We start from the raw sequence: 24,484 nt of genomic DNA on the forward strand, positions 1-24,484 counted from the left end.
TCTCCTTTGCTGCGATCGAACCAGGTCTTGTCCTGATTCGGAGTCTGATTGAATGCAGGATCACGGCAGGATCACAGATTGTCCAAAACTTACCTGGTGTTCGACTGGCTGAATCACCGATGTTCAGTTGCCATCCAGGCGCGCAACACCTCCGCAACCGTCCAGGCCTGGGCAAAACACCCCCTGGGAGTCATGGGGGCATCTCCGTCAAAAATTTCACTGAGGCTGCCCAATCCATGTTCGCTCAGGTGATCCTGCATCGGATCGAGAAATTGCCGGGACTGGGCTGGATCGCCATACACCCGCAGATGCGCCAGCACATAGGCTCCGATCAGCCAACCCCAGACGGTTCCCTGATGGTAGGCTCCATCCCTTTGCAGCGGTGTACCGCCATAGTGCCCCTGGTAGTCGGGATGATCGGGAGAGAGCGATCGCAGGCCGAAGGAAGTCAGGAGCGATCGACCGCAGACATCCACCACGGCTTTCTGCTGGGTCGGAGTCAGGGGGCTTTCCGGCAGGGAAACCGCAAAAATCTGGTTCGGTCGCAGGGAGGCATCATCCCCCTCTGGCGTATCCAACACATCGTAACAATAGCCCAAATCACTATTCCAAAAGCGGGGAAACCGGGCCAGGGTTCGATCGGCCAGGGCTTCATATTCCTGATGGGGTTTTCCCAGTCGTCTGGCGAACTTGGCCATTGCCCGCAGCGCGTTATACCAGAGGGCGTTCACCTCAATCGGTTTTCCGGTGCGCGGAGTCACCACCCAATCTCCGACCTTGGCATCCATCCAGGTCAGTTGAACACCCGGCTCTCCGGCATAGAGTAAACCATCGATCGGATCCAGATGAATATTGAACCGAGTCCCCCGACAGTGCCAGTGAATAATGTCGGTCAGCACCGGGAAAAGCTCCATCAGTAAATCATCATCCTGGGTGGACTTGTAGTACTGGTGGATGGCCTCAAAGTACCAGAGGGTTGCGTCTACCGTGTTGTATTCAGGCACTTCCCCCGCATCAGGAAAGCGATTGGGCAGCATCCCCTGATCAACGTAGTGGGAAAAGGTACGCAAAATCAGCCGGGCAATTTCCGATCGCCCCGTTGCCAAAGTTAATCCAGGGAGGCTAATCATCGTATCTCGTCCCCAATCGCTGAACCAGGGATAGCCAGCGAGGATGGTTTTGCCGTTGAGGGAGGAGGCAGGTGGGGAAAGGGAGGACTCATCTGGAATCTGAGCATCGGCAGGGGAAGGACTCACCGATCGATTCACAATGAACTGATCGGCAGCCAGGACGAGTTGAGCAATCCAGGAGGAAGATTCTCGTCGCTCATCGGGGCGATCGCTTCTCCAGAGGTTGAGCAGCTTTTGTTCGTAGGCTTGCTGCTGTTTGAGGGCGTTGGCTCCGTTCAGCAAAGGGTTAGGGTCAGTGCTGGCAACGATCGTAACGGACGATCCAGGTTCCAGCGTCAGATGCAGAGTCGCGGCATGGAAATGATCATCTCGATCGCTCAAGCCTCGATAGTGTTCTGCGGACAGCTTAAATCCGTAGTACCAATCATCCACCAGCAGCACATCCGCCCGATCGCTCAACAAATACAGGGGTACAGCCTTGGGATAGGCTTGCACACAAACCCCTGCCTCTACTCGTTCCACCTCCATGCGCCGGGCCCAGTTTCGCCTGCCCCCGTGATGATCCCGGTAGTTCACCAGGGCTTTCAGCATCAACGCCAGGGATTGGGACGATCGCAACAAGGTGTACCGAACATACGTCGTATTCTCTCCCTGCTGCATCCAGACCTGCTTCTCCAGCAGCGCATCCCCACAGGCATATCGCCAGGTTGGAATGGTTCCATTCAGCGTAAACCGCTCAATGTACCGATAGCCCTGGGGGTCAATGCTATCATCAAGCCAGCGATCGGTGCTGAGGGCATAAACCTGCTGATGGTAGTGAATCACTTCCTCTAGTTTGGTCAGCATTAATGTTCGACCCAGGGGAGGATTCAGGGCCCGATCAGCAACCCGTGATAATGGCGGGTGAGTTCCCCAGAAACCGTACCACAGGCATAACCACCAATGCCGTTTGTAACCAACCATTCTCGTGAAGCCGCGATACTGAGGTTGCCACAGCTTTCTCGTCCAAATCCAATGCTCATGATGTCGGGGCAGAACTAGGGGGTGAAACAGCAAAGATGAGTACGGGCAGTCTGAAAGCGCATTTGTTACAGCGCATCCTTCAATGAGTATGGAGTGCAAACCTGGTTAAAAAACTGAGAGGAAGCTTAAGAGTTGACTGAACGAGTAAAGATTGGGCCGCCGCATTCCTGGCTAGCCCTGGTGATTGGCAATTCTCGCCTGCATTGGGCCCTGGTTGAAGCCGATCGCCTGCACACCTGGAATACACCGCACCTGCCGTCTGATCCGGTTTCGCTGGATCCCCTCCAGATCCACCTGACGTTGAATGACTTGCTGAACCGGATTGAGGAACTGCCCATTGAGAGACAATCTGATGCGGGCCCTTTCCCTCACCCTGATTTGCCGTCCGCCCTCCGATCGCAGCTTCCCCTGTGGATTGCCTCTGTTGTACCGTCTCAAACGGCTTTCTGGCAAGCTTATCCTCAAACTCGACTGCTGACGCTCAGGGATATTCCCCTGCGGGAGATGTATCCCACCCTGGGAATCGATCGCGCCCTGGCCGTATGGGGTATTGCCGATCGGTTTGGGCTACCTGCCCTGGCCATTGATGCTGGAACCGCTTTGACGCTTACCGGAGTTGATCCGTTGGGAAATCTGGTTGGCGGCGCAATTTTGCCAGGTTTAGGACTGCAAATTCGCTCACTCGCGCATCACACCGCCGCGCTGCCCGCGATCCAGCCTCAATTCATCCCCGATTTACCGTACTGGGGCCGCACCACCCCAGACTCCATCACCAGCGGCATTCTGCATACCCTGATTGCCGGCCTGCAAACTTTTATCACTGACTGGCTACAAACCTATCCCAATAGTACTGTGGTGCTGACAGGAGGAGATGCCACTTTACTGTTCCAGTATTTGCAACATCATTGGCAGCATCGGTTTCCCGAACTGTTGTCCCAGGTTCATGCAGATGAAAATTTAGTATTCTGGGGAATGAGGGCGATCGTTCAGCAAGCCAACTCCAGTTCTGCTGAGGTAAAAGCTTAATTACCAGGAGTTTCTGGTTGAAGGCTTCAGCCGTGAACCATCGAAAGCCACTCCCCCAACAGCATTCACCTGCGCTAAGACAATTCAGGCTGTATTTGTAGGGTGCTCCTACTCTGGATTAATCGGAATGCTGACTGTAGGTATTTCTAAAGCATGAAGATCCTGGCCAAAAACTCCGTCAGGGGTTTTGGATTCCCAAAGCTCTAGTGAGTTTTCGGATAGGCACTCATATCTCAAAGCACCAGGATTCCCTGATTCGCCATTCTGAGGGGGTTTGCACCGACAAATCCCATGGCTCAGGTCAGATCGGCATCGGTTGTGAATCCTGTGGCCGTGAACTTGATTGAAATTTGATGGAATAGCGCATGTCACCCAGCGAAATTGCCTCCCTACTGATCGTGCTAGTCATACTCAGTGTGCTGCTCTGGCTGTTCTTTTCGGCGGGTAAACCGGCGGCTCGCAGACGACGCAGACGGAAATCCTCTCGCCCCTTTCAAGAGCCCGTGCGGCCAACGGGCAATGTTCGGGGTTCAACTCAACGACGGTTGATGCTGCTGTTGCACGACGATCGCCGGGCTGCGGAACGGCTGCTGACTCAGGTGCGCTTGAAATATCCTGGTAAATCTGAAACCTGGTACTGGGAAAAGGTGATTTTTGACCTGGAACGCGATCGGTATGGGGTGTAGGGCAACGGGGTATAAGAAAGGCAAAAGGCTCTGATGCGTTGGCAGGCAAGACTTCAGACCTCGGCGTGAGCTCGGTCGAACGCTTGAGCGCTCAGTCGAAACGCTGCCCGCACTACGAATTGGTATCAGGCAACAATCGTAATTCCGTTCAGATAATCCCGCATCTGCTGATCATGATCATGGGAGAGTTCACCCAGGGGAATTTCTCCCGGAGAGAAGGCCCGCGCTTCGGAGACTTCCAACGTATCGCGGACTTGAATGGTGCCATTCACAACAGCTTCCACCAAGACACAGATAGAATGAAACCTGGGATCGCGGCCGGGATCCGAATAAACCCCGACTAAACGGTTAATCTTCACGAGTTCTAAACCCGTCTCTTCCGCTAGTTCCCGCCGCACCGTGGTTGGAATATCTTCCCCCCAGTCCACCATTCCCCCTGGAAGGCTCCATTTGCCATTGTCTCGTCGCTGCACCAAAACAATACGACCATCAGACAACACGGGAATAATACTGGTTCCGGTGATCGGGTGACGCACAATCACCCCGATCGCTGCTTGCACATATCGCCAAAGCTGATTCATGTTTATCCTACGGCTCCTGGATTGATGCGGTTAGACTGGCTAAATCAGCCAAAAGCTCGGCTGCATGGGGTTCTGGCTTGACTTTTAGATAGATTTTGGCAATTTTACCGTCTGGATCAATCACAAAGGTATTGCGGGTAATTCCCATATATTCCTTACCCATAAATTTCTTTAAACCATAGCTGCCATAGCTCGCTGCAACCTGCCCCTCGGCATCCGAAAGCAACGGAAATGGCAAGTTAAACTTATTGGCAAATTTGGTGTGCGATTTGGCATCGTCTGTACTGACTCCCAGCACAACCACTCCCTGAGATCGATAGTCGGCGTAAGCATCTCGAAAGCCACAGGCTTCCTTGGTGCAGCCGGGCGTGTTATCACGCGGATAGAAGTACAGCACCACCCATTGACCGCGAAAGTCGGCGAGGTTAACCACGGTACCTTCCATGTCCGGCAAGCTAAAGTGGGGGGCAGGATCACCAGGTTTTAAAGTCATGGGATGTGAATCAAGCAATTTGTCAATTGTTACCATTCCGATTGTAGGGCGACAACTTTATATCCCCCAGCAGGAGAATCGTAAACTTACGCAATCTTTCTGCAAAAATGTCGTGAACTTGCTGTGAGTTTGCTGTGCCAGAAACCAACGCCAACCCATCCAAAATCCAAAATCCAAAATCCAAACTGACCAAGGGGCAGCTTCGTCGATCGCTGCTGGCCCAACGCCAGGCCCTTCCGCCTGAAGGGTGGCGACAAACTAGCGATCGGCTTTGTTCCCACCTGCAAACCCATCCTCTAGTCACCCAGGCTCGAACCATTCTGGCTTACTTCAGCATCCGGCAGGAACCAGACCTCAGCCCGCTGTTTGCCCTACCCCACCGCTGGGGGTTTCCTCGCTGCATGGATGAAACCTTATCCTGGCACTGTTGGTCGCCTCAGGGATCAATGGTTCTGGAAATCAATCGTTACCAGATTCCTGAACCGCCTCCTGATGCACCTCAACTGCATGCAGATGAGGTTGATTTAATTCTGGTTCCCGCAGTGGCCTGCGATCGCCAGGGATATCGTCTGGGATACGGCGGCGGATTTTATGATCGGCTACTCAGTTCACCCGAATGGGCCAATAAACCGACGATCGGCATTGTGTTTGACTGGGCCTTTTTGCCGCAACTCCCTACGGATCCGTGGGATCGGCCACTCCAGGGAATCTGTACTGACGGCGGATTTTATCTACCTTGCCCTAAAGACAGCATGGGACAGTCATTGGGAGCCAATTTTAAGTAGCGGTTACATTCCTCTGGAGTCAGTTGGCGGAGGCTGCGATCGCGGGATAACTTCAACAGCATTTCCCAGGTTGCTGCCCACAGGTGAACTCGTCCATCTTTGGTGAGGGTAGCTACATACTGACCATCTGGACTGAAGGAAGCCTGGAGGATAGGCATGGATTCGGTTTGAGGCATCGATCGCGGTAGGCGGAGTTCTGCTTCAGCCGTTCCAGTTTGGATGGCCCAGAGATAGGCAACGCCATCCGCCCCAGCCGTGACAATCTGTTGGCCATTGGGGCTAAACTCTGCATCCAATATGGCCTTTTGGTGGCGGGCTAACAGTAGCTTTTGTTCACCCGTGCTGACGTTGAACACCCTGGCAAGACCATCTCCGCCAGCGGTGACCACTTGCTGATGATCGGGGCTAAAACTTGCGCTATTCACCACATCCGGATGCACAATAGCTCTCAGTAATTCACCCGTTTCTACATTCCAGATCCGTACCGATCGATCCCAACTGGCACTGATCACCCACTGTCCATCGGGGCTAAATCGGGCCTGCTGTACCGTCGCTTCATGGCCTCGCAAGGCATGGAGCAGTTCCCCCGACTGAACATCCCACAATCGCACGGTGAAGTCGTTGGCCACCATCATCAACTGCCGACCGTTGGGACTGAAGACCAACTGACGGATGGGGACTGGCTCTCCTCCCGTTGGAGCATCAGCCTGAGTATCGACTGCTGGAGGTAGCCTTTCACTTAACGTCCGACTGTCCTGGGTCAGGCTCGATCGCCAGTTTTGAATTCGATAAATCACCGCACTGGACTGATCCGATTGAGTTCGCCGGATTTCTATTAATCCCTGTGGGGTGGCGATCGCCATCAGTTGGCCATTGGGGCTGAGCGCGACACTGCTCAAGGATGACTGAACCGATGCAGAATCCGATAGCAGACTGGCTCCATCTGCTAAATTTTCACCTGCTGTCGCAACGGATAGTTGTAAGGGTAATTGCGTTGAACGAATACCGGGAGACTGGGCGGGCAACGGTGTTTCAATCGAAATCGGAACGAACTCCTGAAAAGGATTGAGTTCTGCGAGTTGCTGCCAAAAACTGGGGTTGAAAGAGCGATCGCCCGAATGGTTGGACTGGGGAGATGGGGGAAGAGTCGATTCTGCACCGCCCCCCGTTAAAATTTGCCAGTGCTGCAAGTTACCATCGGGGGAAACCGTTACCAGGCTAGAGCGGCTTGCCGGGGTTGTCCTCAAAGATTCCGACTGCAAATGATCCCTCTGGGAAAAATCAGCCGCAAACGGAAATGACAGAAGTTGGGTCGGATGGGACAAAACCGTTTGTTGCTGGGAAGAAGAACCGGGTTGCCAGGCAATTTCCTCTGGACTATGGGAGCCAAACGGATGCGGCACCAGCGTTTCAGCCGTCTGACTTTGAGGCATATCGCTTTGAATAAACATGGCCCATTCAATCTGAGAACGAGGCAAGGTAAGAGTCGGCAATTCTCCGCCCGGTTCCGCCGACCAGAGCTGCACCCGACCATCGGCACTGGCAGTTGCCACATAGGTTCCATCTGGGCTGAATTGAATCGTCTCCACCATTGCCGTATGTCCAGGCAAAACCCCAACCCGCTCTCCCGTTTGCACATTCCACAAATTGACATTGTACAAACCGTCCGATCGCACCTCCTGGGAACTAGTTGTCACAAGCAAATGCCCCGTTGGGTTAAAGCTCCACAGCAGGGGATCCAACTGGAAATCTGCATCAGGGAGGGCTGAATCCAGGGGATCGACAGTGCTGACGCTCTTGCGAATTTGACCTGACTCAAAATCCCATAGCCAAATGTGATGTTGAGGATCGGCAACCGCGAGATGCTGCTGGTCGGGACTGAACTGAACCTGGAGTCGCTGGGGTGAGGCGGCTTCAGTCTGGGATGCCGTCTGGGATGTCGTCTGAGATGCCATTAAATCCACCTCTGAAGGGAAGTGGGTTGGAACCTCGTCCGTCCCCTCTGTTGAACTGGCTTGCACGATCGCTTGCTTGCTGGGGGCAAAACTTTGCAGCAGTTGCCCTGTGGTGGCATCCCACAATCGCGCAATTCCATCGGTACTGCTCGTCGCAATGCGCTGTCCACTGGCATTAAATGTCGCCTGATGCACGGGTTGAGAATGCGTCAAGGTCTGGATCTTTTCTAACTCCAGCGATCGCGCTTGATCAAAATTCAGTTGCCAGAGTTGCGCCGTTCGATCGTCTGAAGCGGTGAGCAAAAACTGACCGTTGGGACTGAACTCGATCGTGTTAATGGAGGCGGATTGGGATAAGTGTGCTGAACGCAGTCCTGTATCCGTTTGCCAGAGGGTGATGGAGCGATCGGATTGCAGGGTTGCCAGCCAAACCCCATTAGGACTGAAGGCGAGTTGGGTCACAGGTGCTGAGGTCGGAATTTGCCGTACCCGTTCCCCAGACTCCACAGACCAGAGCTGAACCATGGGTGTATCCTGGCTAACGGCCGCCAGATAGCGACCATCTGGGCTGAAGGACATCTCAATAATATTCGCGGGGTTGGGTTGGGCAGAAGGGGTCGAGCTGGGGGTAGACCACCGCAGAACTCTGGCTAACTCAGGACGAGCATTGTAAACCGTTTGCGGATTCAGCAACCACAGGCGAATGGTGCCATCCGCTCCAGCCGTAGCCAAGTAGCGACGATCGGGACTAAAGACAACCTGATGAACGGCATCGGTGTGTCCAGGTAACTCTAGCTGTAAGCGCAGATTTTGCAGGGCCGATCGCAAACTGGTCTGAGCCTCCAGGCTTGCCCCTCCTTCCTCAGCGGCCAGGCGACTAATCAATAGTGCCGTCATCGGATCATTATCGACATCTTGCAAAATGGATTGAGCGATCGCGGCCCGCTCCCGTGAGGTGGCTTGTTGCAGTTGCTCGGCCTTCTCCGCCTGCGATCGAACGGCATTGTGATAGAGACTGAAGACAACGGTTAAGGTGGCCAACAGCACAGAAGGAATCGCAATTTGTAGCTGGCGAGATTCCCGTCTGGTACGCCGGGTTTCGGACTGGCTGGCTGCAATCAACTGCTGTGCCAGAGCTGAGAGTTCCTGGGCATGGCTCTTGAGCACATCCTCTGCTTCCCGCAGGCGAAGACCATACAGCAAATAATCTGCCTTGGAGGATTGTCCAGCCGCATCCCATTCCTGAGCCGCCTGTTCAACCCGGCGCAACCGATGTAGTGTTTCCCGACTCTCATTCAACCATTCCCGCAGCAACGACCAGTTCCGAATCAATGCCTCATGGATCACATCCACATCCTGGTGAGTCACGATCAGCTTCGCAGCCACCAGCTTCTCCAGGACGCGATCGACCAGATCCTCAGGATAGGCTGGACTCACCAGTTCAGATTTCTGCACCCGCCGCCGGGTATCTTCTGTCCCCTCTCCCAGTTGCGTCAGGGAGAGAAAAATCCGTTTAGCGACGGCCTGTTCTCGCAGCGTTAACTGATGAAAAACCTCAGTTGCCCGAGTTTGTAGCGTTCCGCGAATCCCACCCAATTCCTGGTAGGCTTGCAGAGTCAGTCGGGCCGCGCTCCCCTCTTTGCTGATCTGACGACGCTGCCAAAGTTCCATCAATGTGTATTGCAGCAGGGGTAGTTCACCCGGAGCCCCAGAAACGTCCAGCAGCATGGTATACACCAAATTCGGTTCGCAGATTAGCCCCATCTTCTGAGCTGGGCGCAAGATCGTTGCCTTGATCTGGTCGTACTTGAGCGGAGTGACAGGCAATTGATGCGCCGCTATTTTTTGACAGAGTCCTTCATGCAGCGAACACCTGGACAAAAAGTCAGACCGCAGCACAATCACGACACTAAGACTGTCTGAGGCAACCGTCATTGCTTCTACAAGACACTGAAAGAATTGCTGCCGTTCTGCTTCTGCCTGCACACCTCGCGCCAGGGTAAATACCTCTTCAAACTGATCAATCACCAGCAGCAGCCGGGGGCGTTCCTTGCCCACCAGATTCGATCGCTCCGTTTCCAGGGGCAAGCAAGCCTGGATCAGTTGGGCAAACCCTGAGCCGCCTTCTTCTAGAAATGTTTTGACTCGTCGGAGTTGTTCAGCCCGTTCCAGTGCTGTGCCGTTAGGGTCAATAAAGGCAGAGGCTAACCCTTTGAGGGGATGGGCCGTTGGGGTAATCAGCTTGATCCGCCAGCGATCGTCACCCAATGCCGTTTTTTCCTCGCGGAGTTGGGCGATCATCCCTGCCCGCACTAGAGATGATTTACCGATTCCTGACGCGCCAACCACTGCCACAAACCGATCGGTTTTGAGGTGATAAATCAGTTTACTGGTCAGGTCTTCTCGTCCGAAAAAATATTCAGACTGGGATTCGTCAAAAAAGCTGAGTCCGGGATAGGGACAGCGATCGCTCGTCGGAGGTACAGGCGATAAGCTGGACTGAAGCCCGCTGCGACGGGTCAAGACAATCTCACTGCCAGAGCTTTCAAACAAGGGCTGCTGAATTTCACCCTTCAAAGCATGGTTGACATGATCGGTCAGGGAATGGTTCGTGACAATTCCAGTTTCTGTACGGATTGGATCAAGCCCCGTCAGAATTGCCTGAGTAAAAACGCTGTAGGGGCTATCCAGGGATTCAAAGGCCGTTTCATATTCTCTAGAGGCTGCCATAAACAGACGATCGGTTCCAGGACGCGCCCCTGGATCAGCTTCCAAAAAGTTGAGCAATTCACCACTATGGCAACAGTCCAGAATCACAATCCGCTGACGCACCGGGCTTTCCTGAAGCAGTCGGCGCAACCAAAACAGTGATAAACCATAGAACCCCTTTTCTGGCTGAGAATCGCTTAACGCCAGATACCCCTCCTCAATCCCAGCATCTCGCTGAATTCCGTGTCCTGAGAAGTAAAATAGAGCAGTTTGGGGAACACTATTACCTTTAGGTTTGAATAGACGGATCAGAGCAGTTTCTAATTCGCGCAGCGTCACCTGGGTCTTTTGCCCCACCGTTGGCTTTCCCACCTGAATTACCTCTGGCAGCCGATGCACACGAAATTCACCATAGGTCTGTAGGTGCTGTGCGATCGCCTCGGCATCTCTAGCGGGTGCTTTCAAATTTGGCAATGACTGATATGTATTAATTCCTACTGCTAATGCGTCACGCACAATTCATCCACCCCGTTGATCCATCCAACCACTAAACTTTTGTGAACACCATTTATTGAAGCGGAGCCTCGGAAAGCTCTTTCGATTAAAAAAATAAAAATAAGAGTAATACTCTAAATTAAATTGCCATTAAATCTCTTGTTAGAGCCTGAAACGCCGAGAAATAAGGGAACCACATCTAGAAAAACCAACTGCTTTCCAGACGAATTTCTAGTATCTAAAAACGACGATAACGAATAATTACTGCTCTGTAAAAGGGGGTTATAGCCCTCACCAGCCAATAAATCTGGCTCTTAAAAGCAGGTACGTAATCATTATGTTTAATATCATAAAAGCGTGATGAAAATCCCGTTAAACTACTGCCTTGAATGGTCAGGACAGCAATTTCAATGCAGATCTTGCTTAGGATCGTCAGGTTTGGTCTGTGAAGCTGGGGATTAGTTTTAGTAGTATGGTTATAATTTCAGTGAATTTACTGGATTCAGCCTCTCCATGTTTGAACTTTTCTTAGAGATAGTTGTATGCTGAATCAAAGGATTTCTTTTTTTTGGCTAGAGATTAAACCAGGGTTCGCTCTACTCAGCTTCGATGATGCGGCTTGGCTAGAGAAATTTAGCTAAATGGGCAAAGTCGTAGTGCGTAAGGTCGTCGTAAAGGTCGTGGTGTGCAAGGTCGTAGTGTCGCAAGGTCATAAGCGTGCAGGATCGTAGTTGCAAAGTCACAGCTTGAAAAATCACAGCGTGCAGGATCGTAGCGTGCAGAAAAGTTGATTACTAATCTTTAGATTCCTTTAGACCCTGTTAGACACTGTTTCAAGTTTTCATTTCCTAGAGGGATGCAAGGTTGCTCTAGACCACCTTAGACTTAGACTAATTACCTATGAGTAAGTTTTCGAGCCAGCCTGATTTTGACATCGCAGTCCAATCTGATACAAGGCAGCCTGATACCGTGGGAGAGACACATCTGGAGAACTCCGACCACCCCAAAGATAGTGCGTTCTGGTACAGCCAAGGCGATAGCTTGGCGCGGGAAAATCGTTATGAGGAAGCACTCGCTTGTTTCGATCGCGCGATCGAGCTTCAGCCTGATTACCATGAAGCCTGGGTGTTTCGGGGGGTGATCTTAATCCACCTGGAACGCTATCAAGAAGCTCTGGAAAGTTGCGATCGGGCCACTGAAATCTGCCCTACCAACTCAGAAGCCTGGATTTTTCGGGGTGCTGCCCTGCACCAACTCGGTAATTACCGCACAGCCTATGCCAGCTATGAGCAAGCCCTGGGGGATCGCACTGCTCCAGTGGTGGATGAATTCTGGAGTTGGGTCAAGCGCGCCTGGTCAGATTTGCTTTAAGTCTGGATGACTCGGGTTGGGTGGCAGCTTGGTAGAATAGGATTTAATCAAATTATCGTGTACCAGATCACTGGTTAAGTGTGCCTGTCGAAACCATCTACGGTCATCTCCAAGGACTGAAACCCAATCAGCTCAAGCAATTGCAGCGACTCTATCACCAGCGTTTGCCGGGCGATCGCCTGACTACGCCAGAGTTTGCTCAACGACTTGCGGCCATCAGCACCGAAATTAATCAGCCCCTCTGTACCTATGTCAATCGACGGGGGCAGGTGATTCGAGTCGGTGTTGGAACGGTCAGCCAGACTCAAATTCCGCCCATGGAACTGCCTCGCTATGGTGCGGAGCGGTTGAGTGGGATCCGCTGTATTGCCACTCAGATGAAGTCGGATGTCCCCAGTGATGCCACCCTGACGGCAATGGCTCTACAACGGTTAGATGCTTTGCTTCTGTTGAGTTTAACCGGCAGCGGGTTTGAACGCAGAGGCGGTGGTGCCACGGGATATATTAAGGAAACCTATCTGGCCCATCTGGTTCCCCACCCGGAAGCCAACTGGACGGTGTCCCCTCCCCTCAGCTTGGATCTGGTTAGCCAGCAAGACTTTCTGGATCTGGTGGAAGGACTGGAGGAAGAATTCCGCCGTGAGTATGTTGCCCAGCAGGTCAGCCCAGACCACGATCGCGTCGTAGTCGTGGGGCTAATGACAAATGATCTCACCCCTCGCCGCTTCCAGGATGGTCTGGCGGAAGTTGGTCGGTTAATTGAAACCGCAGGTGGTGAAGTTTTACAAGTTTTACACCAGAAGCGATCGAGTCCTCATCCCCAAACGGTGGTCGGTGCGGGTAAGGTTCAAGAAATTGCTCTGACGGCCCAAACGGTGGGAGCCAACCTGATCGTATTCGATCGAGATCTGTCCCCGGCCCAGGTGCGGAACCTGGAACTGCGGATTGGGGTGCGGGTGGTCGATCGAACGGAGGTGATTCTGGATATTTTTGCCCAGCGGGCCCAGTCCAGAGCCGGAAAGTTGCAGGTGGAATTGGCGCAACTGGAATATATGATGCCGCGATTGGCAGGACGGGGACGCACCATGTCTCGGTTGGGAGGCGGAATCGGAACAAGAGGGCCAGGGGAAACCAAGCTGGAAACGGAACGGCGAGCCATCCAACGGCGGATCTCACGCCTGCAACAGGAAGTTAACCAACTGCAAGCCCATCGATCGCGCTTACGACAACAGCGGCAGCATCAGGATGTCCCCTCGATCGCCATTGTGGGCTACACCAATGCCGGTAAATCGACCCTGCTCAATACCCTGACCAATGCAGAAGTCTACACCGCCGATCAGCTCTTTGCCACCCTTGACCCCACCACCCGGCGACTGATTTTGACTGATCCCATCACGCTGGAAACCCAGGCGATCGTTTTAACCGATACCGTAGGCTTCATCCATGACCTGCCCCCCTCCCTGGTAGACGCTTTCCGGGCCACTCTAGAGGAAGTCACTGAAGCGGATGCGCTGCTGCATGTTGTGGATTTATCCCATCCAGCCTGGCAAAGTCAAATTCGATCGGTGATGACGATTCTATCGGAAATGCCTATTACTCCGGGGCCAGTCCTGCTGGCTTTTAATAAAGTTGATCAGGTAGACAGTGAAACCCTGGCCTTTGCTCAGGAAGAACATCCCCAGGCAGTTTTCATCTCAGCCAGCGATCGCATTGGTTTAGAAACCTTACGGCAGCGATTAGCCCAACTGGTACAGTATTCCGCCGCTTCTGGATTCTTTCCCGATTCCAACTAGATAGAGGGTAAGACTGGAGAGGTATGCAGCCTGGAATTGTCGGTTAGAGAGTTGGATGGGGCAATCTATACAGGTGTTCTAATTCGTTGACTGGGCAGGCAAGACTTCGGCTTGAGCTCAGTCGAAACGCTGCCTACCCCCAAGAGTTGCACACTGAATTGTCATTCTTGAGTCATCAGGATCACCTAGAAGGGATCAGGATCAAAGAAACTCGATCGCTGCACTGACCGCAGCAAAGGTTATCTCTATGGTGTTTAAAGGTTTCTTGCATCGTTCTGCCCTGCCGAGGGTGCTGCGTGCTGGTGTAGTATTGGGACTGTTGATGGTTGGACTTTTAGGGATCAGTCAACCCCAGTTGGGCCAGGCAACGCCATCCCATCTGCTCAATTCCCATCAACCCAGTTCCCATCAACCGATTGTTGTTACCCAGGTTCCTGCTATGTCTGCCCCCACCCAACTCTCTGCCAACGAACTGGATGCAGCCCTCAGCGAACTCGGTGGTTGGAGTCTGCAAAACGATAAGTTACATCGTCAGTTTCAGTTCAACTCCTTTGTAGAAGCATTTGGCTTCATGAGCAGTGTTGCTCTCGTTGCTGAATCAATGGGGCATCATCCTGAATGGTTTAATGTCTACAACCGAGTCACAGTAGACCTCACGACTCATGATGCAGGCGGTATCACCCGCAAGGATGTTGATTTGGCACGGCGGATGAATGAGTTAGCGCAATGAGAGAACTCAGTCCTCAGCCCTCAGTCCTCAGTCCTCAACCCTCCCTACAGTTCTTCTAGAGAAAAAGCTAGACTTCTGCATAGGTCAAATGCGAAGAACTGTTGCAGGCGCTGTGAAAAGAATTCTTGTAATTGTCCATCAGGAAACCTCTGATCCGGGACTTGTCGGATGGATGCTGCGGGAGCAGGGTTATACGCTGGATTTGCGGTGTCCGGCGATCGGTCATGCTCTGCCCACGACGATGGAGGGGTATGCGGGGGCGATCGTGTTTGGTGGCCCCATGAGTGCCAATGATGATCAGACAATGCCCTTTATTCGGACAGAATTGGATTGGATTCCGATCGCACTGGAATCGGGGAAGCCTTACCTGGGGATTTGTCTGGGGGCGCAGTTATTGGCGCGGGTATTGGGCGGGGAAGTGGCTCCCCATCCAAAAGAAATTCGGGAAATTGGCTATGTGCCGATCCAACCGACCCTCCAGTCCGACAATCCCCTGGCGAGTTTGTCCCACGTTTACCACTGGCACAGCGAAGGGTTCAGCATTCCCTCAGATGCCGTCCGGTTGGCGACGGGGCCGTATTTCCCAATCAAGCATTCCGCTATGGTAAATCTGCCTACGGGGTACAGTTTCATCCTGAGATTACCAGAGACATGATTGATGTTTGGATCGATCGGGCTGGAGATCAGATCACCTTACCCGGAGCGCAAACGCACGCTGAACAAACTGCCGCCCACGATCGCCATGCGGATACGGTGAAACGGTGGCTGGATGAGTTTCTTCCCCATTGGCTAAACTCAGGGCAGCCGCGAGTGCAGGATGGGCGGTTGTCTGCCTAGGGATTGTGAATTAAAGAATCTTTCAATCCCTGCGGATCGAGCCTGACATCAGGTTGCGGGGGTGAGCGGTTTAGTGGGTTCAGAACTCATGCCAGCGTGGGAAAGTCTTGCTCTCGTACTAGCGTGGGAGAATAGATGAGTTGCAAGTGCGCGCAAATTAGGACGGTGTCGCATTCTCGTATTGATCATCGCTCCGACCTTTCTGCCTTCTTGCTCTAAATGGCGATGAGCACTGAAGGCGGCTACCCGGTTGGCTCCAAATTGGTGAAGTTGGATTGGATGACCTTGCTTGGAATATTCGTAGAAACTATATTGCAGCGCATGATCGTGGTGCATGATGACCTCCGTAGGGGTACCAGGGTCACAGAAGATTGTGGAAAAGCATGGAGCCTCTATCGCCTGGCGTAGGGAAACCAGCGATCGTTTAGAAGCATTGAGGTTGTTGCGAAACTCAATCTTCTGGACTTGCGTACAGAACTGAACTTGTAAAGAAGCAGTAGTGCAACCTGACGGACTGAGGCTGAACCAGGCAGTTTTAATCAGCCAATCTCAAGCAGACATCATAAAATGAGGCAATGCGGAGTGGCTCGACACCTGGAATCCCCAAGCACCAGAGGGTTTGAAGCTAACTTCCCTCTCTACTTTTAGTCTAATAGCGATCGCCACGACTCCAGTCGGTTCTGAGTAAATTTTTTTATCGCAATGCTCTAAGGGATCTGCAATCAAATGGCATCCCAATTTTTGCAAAATCGGCTGTCAGAGCGTACAGCAGTGCGCCCCTTGTATGTAGGCGCGGTTGTCAGCGATAGTGTTGGAAGCAGGGCAAGCGACAAGGTAAAATCTGGCGCACCCTTCAACCCGATCAAAATCTGCTCAAAACTGATACCAGATTCGTCCCTCTAAACCCCTGCCCTCAGATCCGGCCACATTCGTATAGCCACCAAAGACAAAGGTGAGGCGATCGGTGGCTCGGAACCAGATCTGTCCGGTTAGTTTCGTAAATTGGGTTTCGTCACGGAAACGCTCATCCCCCCCCACTGCAAAGGACTGCTCCAGTTGGGCGGCCAGTGCCACACGATCGATAATATCCTGGCTGACTTCTCCCAACAACCGGATCTCATTACTGACATCACTATCCAGATACTGCCGATAGGCTGCCTCAACCGACCAGAAGCCATTCCGCCCGGCTAATTGATACCCCTGACTCACCGGTACGCGAACTTCTAACCCAACGGCACCCCGACCCAGAGGTAATTCAGCGTTTGAGTCGTAGCCCAATGGAATGAAAACCGTCCCCTGCAACGAGGTGGCGATGGGTGAATCCAGATCATTAAACCGCCAGCGCACCCCCAATTCAAGATCAGTAAATCCAGCATTATCGACGGTTTCGCCATTGAATTCATCCTCGATCCAGGCATAGGGCAACTTGAGAATCAGGGTAATGTCGTCTTCTAAGCCATACTCGACGTAAGCTTCCAGTTCAATTTTCTCAAAATCATCGGCCGTAAAGGTGCGGACTGTGAACCCGGTAAAGGTGCTACCTTGAGGCTGGGTAAAGCCATTTGCGATCGCAGAGGGGGCATTCCCTAACCAGAGTAGAGAAGACAACCCGATCGGGGCTGTAACCTGCATCCAGCGACTTATCCAGTTGCCCATGTGCTTTGCCTCACGATTTTCCGAAACGTTTCTGCTGCGGTGAGGCACCCATAGGGATCTTCCTTGTATAGCCCATAATGCATCAGCGAAAACTTATTGAGTCCGAGTTGAGTGGCTTCCCGGAGCCAGTCTGGTCGCATCATCAATAAAAAGTCATGGGCAACGGTGTCCGCTCGTCCACCATTAGGATGAGCCTCCTTGAGACAGGGTTCGTAATGGGACACCATTAAGGAGCGATGATACTGGGAAAATACCCGACAGCACTGCAAAATTTGTGCCGGATTGCCCACGTCAGGCGTATTGGTGTTGGAATTGGCTTCGCCCGTCCGTCGAGGACGCATCGACTGAAACGCAACGCCGTCCATCTCTCGCATAAAAGCTTCGAAGGGAGGAATCATGCTGCGCCCACTGCCGGTCGCCGGATTATCAAAGGTGGCCACCCATCCCCCCCAACTGGGCGCAACCCAGGCATTAGGTAGATGGTCTTTGATAATGGTTCTGGCTCGTCGCAAATTTTGCATCAGGGTCTGATAGTAAGGAGCCGTTGCCTCATTGTAGGTATCCGCTGGGATGGGCCAGTAGGAGAACTCGGTGGCTAAGGTTCAGTAGGTGGGGCGTTGGTCTGGATTAACCTGCTGGATGTAGCGTGCCAGTTGAGTAATATCCCGCAGATATTGCTCCGAGATGTGATACTGTCCGGCAGGTCGGTTCTCGTCGTTTTCCCAGGTGATGACGTGCAGGGTGTAGCCCCGGTCAAACCAGGCTGCGAGTTGTCCAGAGTGGTACAAATTGTCCCAGTCGCTAAGATCGCCACGCTGGTTGTCAAAACTATTCAGCCAGGCTGAAAGAAATTGCGGTGCCCAGGCCTGGGCGATCGTATCGACGGTCGTGGTATCTTTGGACTCTCTTAAAAATCGATAGGGATCGGCTCCAATGCCAAGCAACCATTCCTGGGGGCTGTCCCGGAGTCTATCAGCGGCGATCGCGTTGGTCATAGCTTTCTGACATCCTGGAAAGCCCAGGCTAGAAAGGAGGGAGGTTGCAAGTAAACCACGGTAAACCTGCCGTCGAGAGTAGCGATTTCGCAAGAACTTCATAGTGCTGGTTGAGGATACGGGTTAGACCCGTTGCAAGAGTTGAAAATAGGGATTCTCTCGAACCAGTTGAAACCCAGGGATCTCACCTGGCGAGCGTTGAAACCAAAATGATGCAACCCTGTCTCGCGCCGCTACCGGCGATGACGGCCCCGCCAGAAGAATATAGTCTACGTAGAGTTCGGGGCGCTGTAAGGCGGGAACAAACTCGTACTGATGGGGCAAAACGAACGAATTAGGACGACGCAGACGGTACAGGATGGATGATCCAACCGTATCATCCGTTAAGATTCGCTGAGTGCTTGTGAGCGTACCGGAAACCAATTGGGCTATTTCTCGCTCCGCCTCGCACAGTTGAGCGGACTGTTCGATCGCCATTGAGGTTGGTAAGGGACGACCGCTGATCTGACTCCAGAGCAAAGTTTCTTCGGGAGCAAACTGATTTTGCTCCAGTAAGTGCCCAGTGTAGAACAAACTCACGACCAGGGCAATGGTTAGGAGAAGACGGCTCAGCAGCTTATGGGGAGAAGCATGCCACCAGATTACGGGTAAAAGTCCGAAGAATAACCCGAAGTAGCTGGCGGAGGGAAAAAACAACCCTTGCCAGAAAGAAACCATCAGCATGAATATTGGTAGCAACAAAATCAGAGCTAACCCTAACCGATGTTTGGAAGAACTGAGGACAACCCCAACAAAGGTGAGCAGATAAGCAGGAGCGATCGGCATCAGCCATCGTAGGGTCACTCCAATGCTGGGAATAAATTTCTCCTGTTGGACTAGAGATAAGTTTCGGGCTTGCTGAAGTGACCCATAGGAACTGTTGGTGAAGTAGAAAGGGTCGTCCGTGGTAATCCAGTTGAAGTACAAAAATGCGCCGATCGCCACCAAACTCATGAACAGCACCACCAGGACGGCGGAAACCTGAAATCCCATTGGTTCAGTGTTATAAAACGTTACAAAAATTGTAATGGCCAAAATTGGCAGCAAATACCAGGCTTCAAAACGCACAAGCATCAAAGGGGCCAGAGCTAATCCCAGGAGTACCAGGGCCAGCCCCGTCGAAAGCAGTCGTTTGTCCCGTTCCTGGGCTAAATCCAGCAGCAGCGTCATTACCCCCAGCAGCAGCAGCACCGCCGTCGTCCAGTCTGGGCGGTACAGCACCATTAAGAGAAAACTGGGATGGAGCAGAATCAAAATCGCCCAGATCACTTTCCAAATCTGGGGCACATCCATGCGTCCAATTTGCTGCACCACCAAGCCCGCCAACCCGCCGCCCACCAGTGCCTGGAATGCGATCGGCGAGGTTCCAGTCATCAACACCCCATACACAATGAACGGCGGAAAAACATATCCAAAGGATTCAAATCGCGGTTCCGGCCCTTCATAGGCAAGCAATGCTTTTGCACCTAAGTAGGGAAATTCCTGGGGAATACAGCCATATTGATAAAGCCAAAACAAAAGGGAGGCTATACTGACCGCGAAGAGGATCCCGATACAAATTGCCACGGTTCCTGTAGAATACTTAACCATCATTAGGGGTGCGCGAACTTGGTTAACTGAAATTTTAATTGAAGTTCCCAAGTACTTTGTAAATTAAGTTTTTCACAAGCAGTGCCAGAAAGCTTTATTTGCGCTGTACTGAGGGTTTTCGCAAAGAACATTTTAGATTTAAATGGTTCAGACTCCTCAACTCCACGCAATGCTGCGAGTGATTAAATCCTTCGCTTCTCCCCAGAGGCAACTCGTAGCATCCATTCTTAGTTCTTTGACCCTGCTGCTGGCAGCCAGTATTGCTAAAGCAGAGGTGATTCCGTTTGAAGCCCTGGGTTATGAACGGTCTGTGATTCTCAGAGGCGTTAACCCAGAACTCGCGGTGGGGGTTCCCCATCCCCCTGGGGGAATTAACCCTAATACGAGTTTTGTGCGGCTGCGATTAGAACCCTCCCCACAGCTGGATCCAGAAGCAACCGTCCGGCTGCTAATCAACGGTGAGATTGAACAGGTGATTCCAGTGGAAACCCTCCTGGAAAATCCGATCGTGACCTTGCCTTTGCCGTCACTCCCCCCTGAAACGCAATTCATCAATCTGGAAATTCAGCCCTATCTTTACATCAGTCGGAACTACTGTCAGGATTTGCCAACGGGTAATCTGTTTCTCACGGTTGGCAATGACAGCTTTTTCCAAATCAATCCGCTGCGGCAAGATCAGAGCATTCTGGGTTTTTTTCGCCCCTTTTACAGCCAGGTGGTGCTGAATGTCCCCGCCGATCTCACGCCTGAGGAAGCCTCAGCTGCCCTGTCTCTGTACAGTGTCCTAACCTATCAGTTCCGCGATCGCAGAACATCGGTGCTATGGCAGCAGGGCAACACTCCGGCGATCGCACCTCAACCGCCAGGGGCTCCGGCTCCCCAGCCCAGTCCGACGAACCAGACCACTGCAAATCAGCCGCTCAATCCAACCCAACCCCCAACGACGGGACAAGTCTTTTTGCGCAGAGGCACAGAGGGGGCAGATATTCAGCGTAGCGGCGCAAATCTCGAAGTCCGGGCAGATATGCAAGCTGTACAGGCATTGCTGGATCTGACGACTGACCCTGCGCTCGTCAGTGAAGGGCTAAATGTGGAAGAGGTGACACTGCCAGCAGAGGAGCGTTTGCCCCTGGCGCGATCCTTCCGGGTTCTGGGATTTCGAGATGGGCCGCGTCGCTTTTTTGGCACCCAAACCATTGATGTACCCTTTAATCTAGCCCAGTTGGGAGGTCGTCCCAGGAACCTGATTGCCAGCATTGAAGCCACTTGGACACCGATCGATCGGGCCCAGCAGGAGCGGCTGAATGCCCAGGTCTACCTCAATGACACCCTGGTGGAAACCTACAACCTGAACGAAACAACGCAACTCCGGGAAAATCTGGCTCTCCCGGTCAGCCAACTCAACGCCAACAACAATCTGTCCGTGGTGGTGGCCTACGTTCCCTCCGAAGGGAACTGTCTGGTTAGCCCCACGGAAATGACCTTCCAACTGCATGGAAACTCTTATCTCAGTTGGGATGCCTATCAGGATCCAACGGGGGATTTCAGTGACCTGCCCTACCTGTTCAGTCGTCGGGATGGACAGATAGTGGTGGATAGTTCTCAGCCTGAAACGCTGGCCGCTGCTGCCTACTTGTTGGGAACAGTGACCCGTCTGGCGCGTACCCCCATGGTTCCTGAAATCGTTGATGCTCGTCAGGTGGAAAACTGGTCAAACCTGCCCAGACAGGGAGATTTGCCAGCTTGGCGGCTGGTGGTGACTCCCCCTGAGCAAGCTGATTTTTCGACTCCGGTACGTCTGGACGATCGGTTTGAGGTCTACAATCCTGTCAATCAGGAGCGGTTGTTGGTGGTTGATCCCACTGAAAATCTAGGCATTCTGCAATATTTTTCCCATCAGGATCGACCGACGCTCTGGCTGTCCTGGTGGGGAAATCAGCCGCAAGTAGCAGCTCGTTTGGCAGCTTCCCTGGCAGAACCTCGAACCCTGCTGGCAGCGCAATTAAACGGCAACGTGGTGAGTTATACCAACTCGGGCGGGATTCAGAGTTGGGATTTAAGTCGGCGCACCTTACAGGTGGATTATCCCAGTGACTTTAATTGGCCAGTCTTTCTGCGGCGCTATCGGATTCCGTTGATCCTGCTCGGATTAGCCATCGGTGCAGCGATCGTCTGGTTGGTCTATCGGCGTTTAGGTCAAGCCCCCAGACCTCCTGCAACAGAGCCAGAAATTAGCGGTGAGGAATAGCCATGACCCCGGTTGAAACTCAGATTGAGGCGCGACTGCTCAATGAACAACGGCTGTCGCAGGAGCAGTTTCGCGCTGCCTATGATCTCAGTCAAGCGACCTCCTGTTCGCTGGCTGAGGCACTCTGGCGTTTGAACTTGATGGCTCCAGAGGCGTTTCTGGAAATCGTTGCTGAGGTGATTGAGCGACCGACTTTGAAGCAATGGCTGGCTGAACCGCATCAGGAATTGGATTTCCGGCTGGCGAGGGAGTTTCAACCTGCCGAGCTGAACCGGATGGGCTTCTTTCCCTGTGCCCAACTGGAGGATGGCACCGTGGTCATTGCCACAGAGGTATGGGAGAATCCTGCTGCGATCGCCACAGTTCAGCTGCAATTTCTGACCTTATCCACTCAGATTGTGCTGGCGACTCGGAATCAGATTCAATCCTTGATTGTGGAATCTAGCCTGGAAACGAGGCTGATGACTGCTCGAATGCTCACGGCAGCGGAGTGGGAAGCGGTGCGCGATACCAGTCAATACACGAACCTATCCATTGGGCAACTGCTGACGGGACAGGGCCATATTTCAGGGATGGACTATATCCAGATGGTTGCTGATTTGCTCGATCTGCCGCTGCTCTTTCGGGATGAGGCGATCGTCCTCCCTGAGGCGGACATGGATCTGATCCAGCAATTTGATCAGCAGGCATTGCTGACCCACCTGTTTTTACCCTATGGCTGGGTGGATGAGCAAACCTTGATGGTGATTGTGCAGCGTCCGCTCGATATGATGGTCGAGGCGTTGATCTATGCCAAACGTCCTGGAGTGCGTTTGTTTAAGGTGCTGGGGACAGAACGAGACATTACTGCACTGGTGGATCAGCTGTATCAACGACAATTCAGTTGGCGAGCCACTTACCAGTTGATGACTCATTTCCCAGAGATTTCGGCCTCTCGGGTTTTTACTCTGTCCCAAATGTTAGGGATGTACGCGCTGGTGATTGCGATTTTTTGGGGCTTGTTGTCGAACTGGTGGTTGACGCTAGCCGTTTTAATGGCCCTTTTGAATCTATTCTTCATTGCCGCGATCGGGTTTAAACTGGTTCTAAGTTTGGTTGGTGCCCTGGACGAACTGTATCGCATTAGTGATGAAGAAGTGGCGGCTCTGGACGATCGATCGCTACCGCTCTATACCATCCTGATTCCGGTCTACAATGAGCCAGAAGTTTTGCCGATTTTGGTGCAAGCCCTCGATCAACTAGACTATCCCAAAGATCGGTTAGATGTGTTGCTGCTATTGGAAGAAAACGATACGGTGACGATTGAGTCCGCGCGATCGATCCATCCGCCCCGCTACATCCGCTTTATTTATGTGCCAGAGAGTCAACCGAAGACGAAACCAAAGGCCTTAAATTATGCCCTGCCCTTTGCGAGAGGAGAGTATCTCACCATTTACGATGCCGAGGATATTCCCGAACCCGATCAACTGAAAAAGGCAATTATTGCCTTTAGAACCAGCACTCCAGATTTGATCTGCGTCCAGGCGGCGTTGAACTACTTTAATTACGACGAAAATATTTTGACGCGGATGTTTACCCTGGAGTATTCCTACTGGTTTGATTACATTGTGCCGGGGCTGCAAACCCTCCGCTGTCCCATTCCCTTAGGGGGCACCAGTAACCATTTTCAGCTTAATCGGTTACGGGAGCTAGGCGGCTGGGATCCATTTAACGTCACCGAGGATGCTGATCTGGGAATTCGAGCCAGTGAGCGCGGCTATCGAATTGGGGTAATTAATTCCACCACGTTTGAAGAAGCGAACTGTCAGTTGGGAAACTGGATCCGGCAACGATCGCGCTGGCTCAAGGGATACATGCAAACCTGGCTGGTGCATACTCGTTATCCGGTACGTTCCATCCGGCGGTTAGGGGTGCGTAAATGGGCAGCAGCTCAACTTTTTATGGGGGGGACAATTCTATCCTTCATTGCCACCCCTATCCTATGGATCATCTTCTTCTACTGGTTGGCCAGCCGAGCATCCTGGCTGGATTACCTGTATCCTGAATGGGTGCTATACATTTCTCTATTCAATCTCATCTTTGGTAACGCGCTCGGTATTTATCTGAACATGATTGCTGTATTTCGTCGTCGTTACTACAAGCTGATTTTCTATTCCTTACTCAATCCTTTTTACTGGTTACTGCACTCGGTTGCAGGGTACATTGCGATTTGGCAACTGTACGCCAACACTTTCTACTGGGAGAAAACAAAGCATGGGCTGAGTAAATTCTTCCAGCACAATGAATCAACCTCTGCTGAGTGAGGCTTTGCTGCCGTCCTGGATTTGCTGTCCAGGATTTAT

Annotated in this window: 18 protein-coding genes and 1 pseudogene; 10 read left to right on the forward strand and 9 right to left on the reverse strand. The window is 52.5% G+C overall.

Annotation, left to right across the window (positions count from 1 at the left end):
- Nucleotides 1-113: 113 nt before the first annotated feature.
- Nucleotides 114-2,152, reverse strand: a pseudogene (locus ACM1PF_RS13930) (amylo-alpha-1,6-glucosidase).
- 133 nt (nt 2,153-2,285) lie between these two features.
- Between ACM1PF_RS13930 and ACM1PF_RS13935 the strand changes: the two are divergent.
- Nucleotides 2,286-3,179, forward strand: a complete 894-nt coding sequence (locus ACM1PF_RS13935; protein WP_416675496.1) for a pantothenate kinase — start codon at nt 2,286-2,288, stop codon at nt 3,177-3,179.
- 365 nt (nt 3,180-3,544) lie between these two features.
- Entirely contained in the window at nt 3,545-3,865 is a 321-nt protein-coding gene (locus ACM1PF_RS13940) for a hypothetical protein (protein ID WP_416675499.1), read from the forward strand.
- Between the two features lie 125 nt (nt 3,866-3,990).
- On the opposite strand, the gene ACM1PF_RS13945 is transcribed toward ACM1PF_RS13940, so the two are convergent.
- Both ACM1PF_RS13945 and bcp read right to left on the reverse strand, forming a co-directional pair.
- Complete coding sequence (locus tag ACM1PF_RS13945) at nt 3,991-4,446, reverse strand: NUDIX hydrolase (protein ID WP_416675502.1); 456 nt, start codon at nt 4,444-4,446, stop codon at nt 3,991-3,993.
- A gap of 7 nt (nt 4,447-4,453) precedes the next feature.
- Entirely contained in the window at nt 4,454-4,939 is a 486-nt protein-coding gene (gene bcp / locus ACM1PF_RS13950; RefSeq protein ID WP_416675505.1) for a thioredoxin-dependent thiol peroxidase, read from the reverse strand.
- 134 nt (nt 4,940-5,073) lie between these two features.
- On the opposite strand from bcp, the gene ACM1PF_RS13955 reads away from it, so the two are divergent.
- Nucleotides 5,074-5,724 carry a 5-formyltetrahydrofolate cyclo-ligase gene (locus ACM1PF_RS13955; protein ID WP_416675507.1) on the forward strand — a complete coding sequence of 217 codons (651 nt, stop codon included), beginning with the start codon at nt 5,074-5,076 and terminating at the stop codon, nt 5,722-5,724.
- On the opposite strand, the gene ACM1PF_RS13960 is transcribed toward ACM1PF_RS13955, so the two are convergent.
- Nucleotides 5,667-10,904: an nSTAND1 domain-containing NTPase gene (locus ACM1PF_RS13960; RefSeq protein WP_416675509.1), complete on the reverse strand. Its 5,238-nt coding sequence runs from the start codon at nt 10,902-10,904 to the stop codon at nt 5,667-5,669. The genes ACM1PF_RS13955 and ACM1PF_RS13960 overlap by 58 nt on opposite strands.
- An 879-nt stretch (nt 10,905-11,783) precedes the next feature.
- Here ACM1PF_RS13960 and ACM1PF_RS13965 point away from each other — a divergent pair.
- From ACM1PF_RS13965 to ACM1PF_RS13985, 5 genes are all read left to right on the forward strand, one after another.
- A complete protein-coding gene (locus ACM1PF_RS13965) occupies nt 11,784-12,254 on the forward strand; it encodes a tetratricopeptide repeat protein (RefSeq protein ID WP_416675511.1) in 471 nt (156 codons plus the stop codon).
- 80 nt (nt 12,255-12,334) lie between these two features.
- Nucleotides 12,335-14,047: a GTPase HflX gene (gene hflX, locus ACM1PF_RS13970; protein ID WP_416675514.1), complete on the forward strand. Its 1,713-nt coding sequence runs from the start codon at nt 12,335-12,337 to the stop codon at nt 14,045-14,047.
- Nucleotides 14,048-14,294: 247 nt separating this feature from the next.
- Nucleotides 14,295-14,777, forward strand: coding sequence for a 4a-hydroxytetrahydrobiopterin dehydratase (locus tag ACM1PF_RS13975; protein ID WP_416675517.1), 483 nt, complete (start codon nt 14,295-14,297; stop codon nt 14,775-14,777).
- Nucleotides 14,778-14,889: 112 nt separating this feature from the next.
- Entirely contained in the window at nt 14,890-15,432 is a 543-nt protein-coding gene (locus tag ACM1PF_RS13980) for a glutamine amidotransferase-related protein (protein WP_416675520.1), read from the forward strand.
- Nucleotides 15,429-15,614, forward strand: coding sequence for a hypothetical protein (locus ACM1PF_RS13985; protein ID WP_416675523.1), 186 nt, complete (start codon nt 15,429-15,431; stop codon nt 15,612-15,614). The genes ACM1PF_RS13980 and ACM1PF_RS13985 overlap by 4 nt, the downstream gene beginning before the upstream one ends.
- Nucleotides 15,615-15,662: 48 nt before the next feature.
- Here ACM1PF_RS13985 and ACM1PF_RS13990 read toward each other — a convergent pair whose 3' ends face one another.
- The 5 genes from ACM1PF_RS13990 to ACM1PF_RS14010 all read right to left on the reverse strand — a co-directional run bounded on the left by ACM1PF_RS13990 (nt 15,663) and on the right by ACM1PF_RS14010 (nt 19,897).
- Nucleotides 15,663-15,950 (reverse strand): hypothetical protein, encoded by a 288-nt coding sequence (locus ACM1PF_RS13990; RefSeq protein ID WP_416675525.1) that lies wholly within the window; start codon nt 15,948-15,950, stop codon nt 15,663-15,665.
- A 537-nt stretch (nt 15,951-16,487) separates the two neighbouring features.
- On the reverse strand, nt 16,488-17,270 hold the full coding sequence (locus ACM1PF_RS13995; RefSeq protein ID WP_416675527.1) for a hypothetical protein: 783 nt from the start codon (nt 17,268-17,270) through the stop codon (nt 16,488-16,490).
- Entirely contained in the window at nt 17,255-17,791 is a 537-nt protein-coding gene (locus ACM1PF_RS14000; RefSeq protein ID WP_416675528.1) for a hypothetical protein, read from the reverse strand. Before ACM1PF_RS14000 ends, ACM1PF_RS13995 begins: the two co-directional genes overlap by 16 nt.
- An 81-nt stretch (nt 17,792-17,872) precedes the next feature.
- Nucleotides 17,873-18,367, reverse strand: a complete 495-nt coding sequence (locus ACM1PF_RS14005) for a hypothetical protein (protein WP_416675531.1) — start codon at nt 18,365-18,367, stop codon at nt 17,873-17,875.
- A 21-nt stretch (nt 18,368-18,388) separates the two neighbouring features.
- Nucleotides 18,389-19,897: a hypothetical protein gene (locus tag ACM1PF_RS14010; RefSeq protein ID WP_416675532.1), complete on the reverse strand. Its 1,509-nt coding sequence runs from the start codon at nt 19,895-19,897 to the stop codon at nt 18,389-18,391.
- Nucleotides 19,898-20,036: 139 nt separating this feature from the next.
- Here ACM1PF_RS14010 and ACM1PF_RS14015 point away from each other — a divergent pair, with 139 nt between their 5' ends.
- Nucleotides 20,037-22,142 carry a cellulose biosynthesis cyclic di-GMP-binding regulatory protein BcsB gene (locus ACM1PF_RS14015; protein WP_416675535.1) on the forward strand — a complete coding sequence of 702 codons (2,106 nt, stop codon included), beginning with the start codon at nt 20,037-20,039 and terminating at the stop codon, nt 22,140-22,142.
- Nucleotides 22,143-22,144: 2 nt separating this feature from the next.
- Nucleotides 22,145-24,445 (forward strand): glycosyltransferase, encoded by a 2,301-nt coding sequence (locus ACM1PF_RS14020; RefSeq protein WP_416675538.1) that lies wholly within the window; start codon nt 22,145-22,147, stop codon nt 24,443-24,445.
- Nucleotides 24,446-24,484 lie beyond the last annotated feature (39 nt).

It is taken from the genome of Egbenema bharatensis FJBBOT/2019, assembly GCF_048077055.1.
Lineage (GTDB): Bacteria > Cyanobacteriota > Cyanobacteriia > Elainellales > Elainellaceae > Egbenema > Egbenema bharatensis.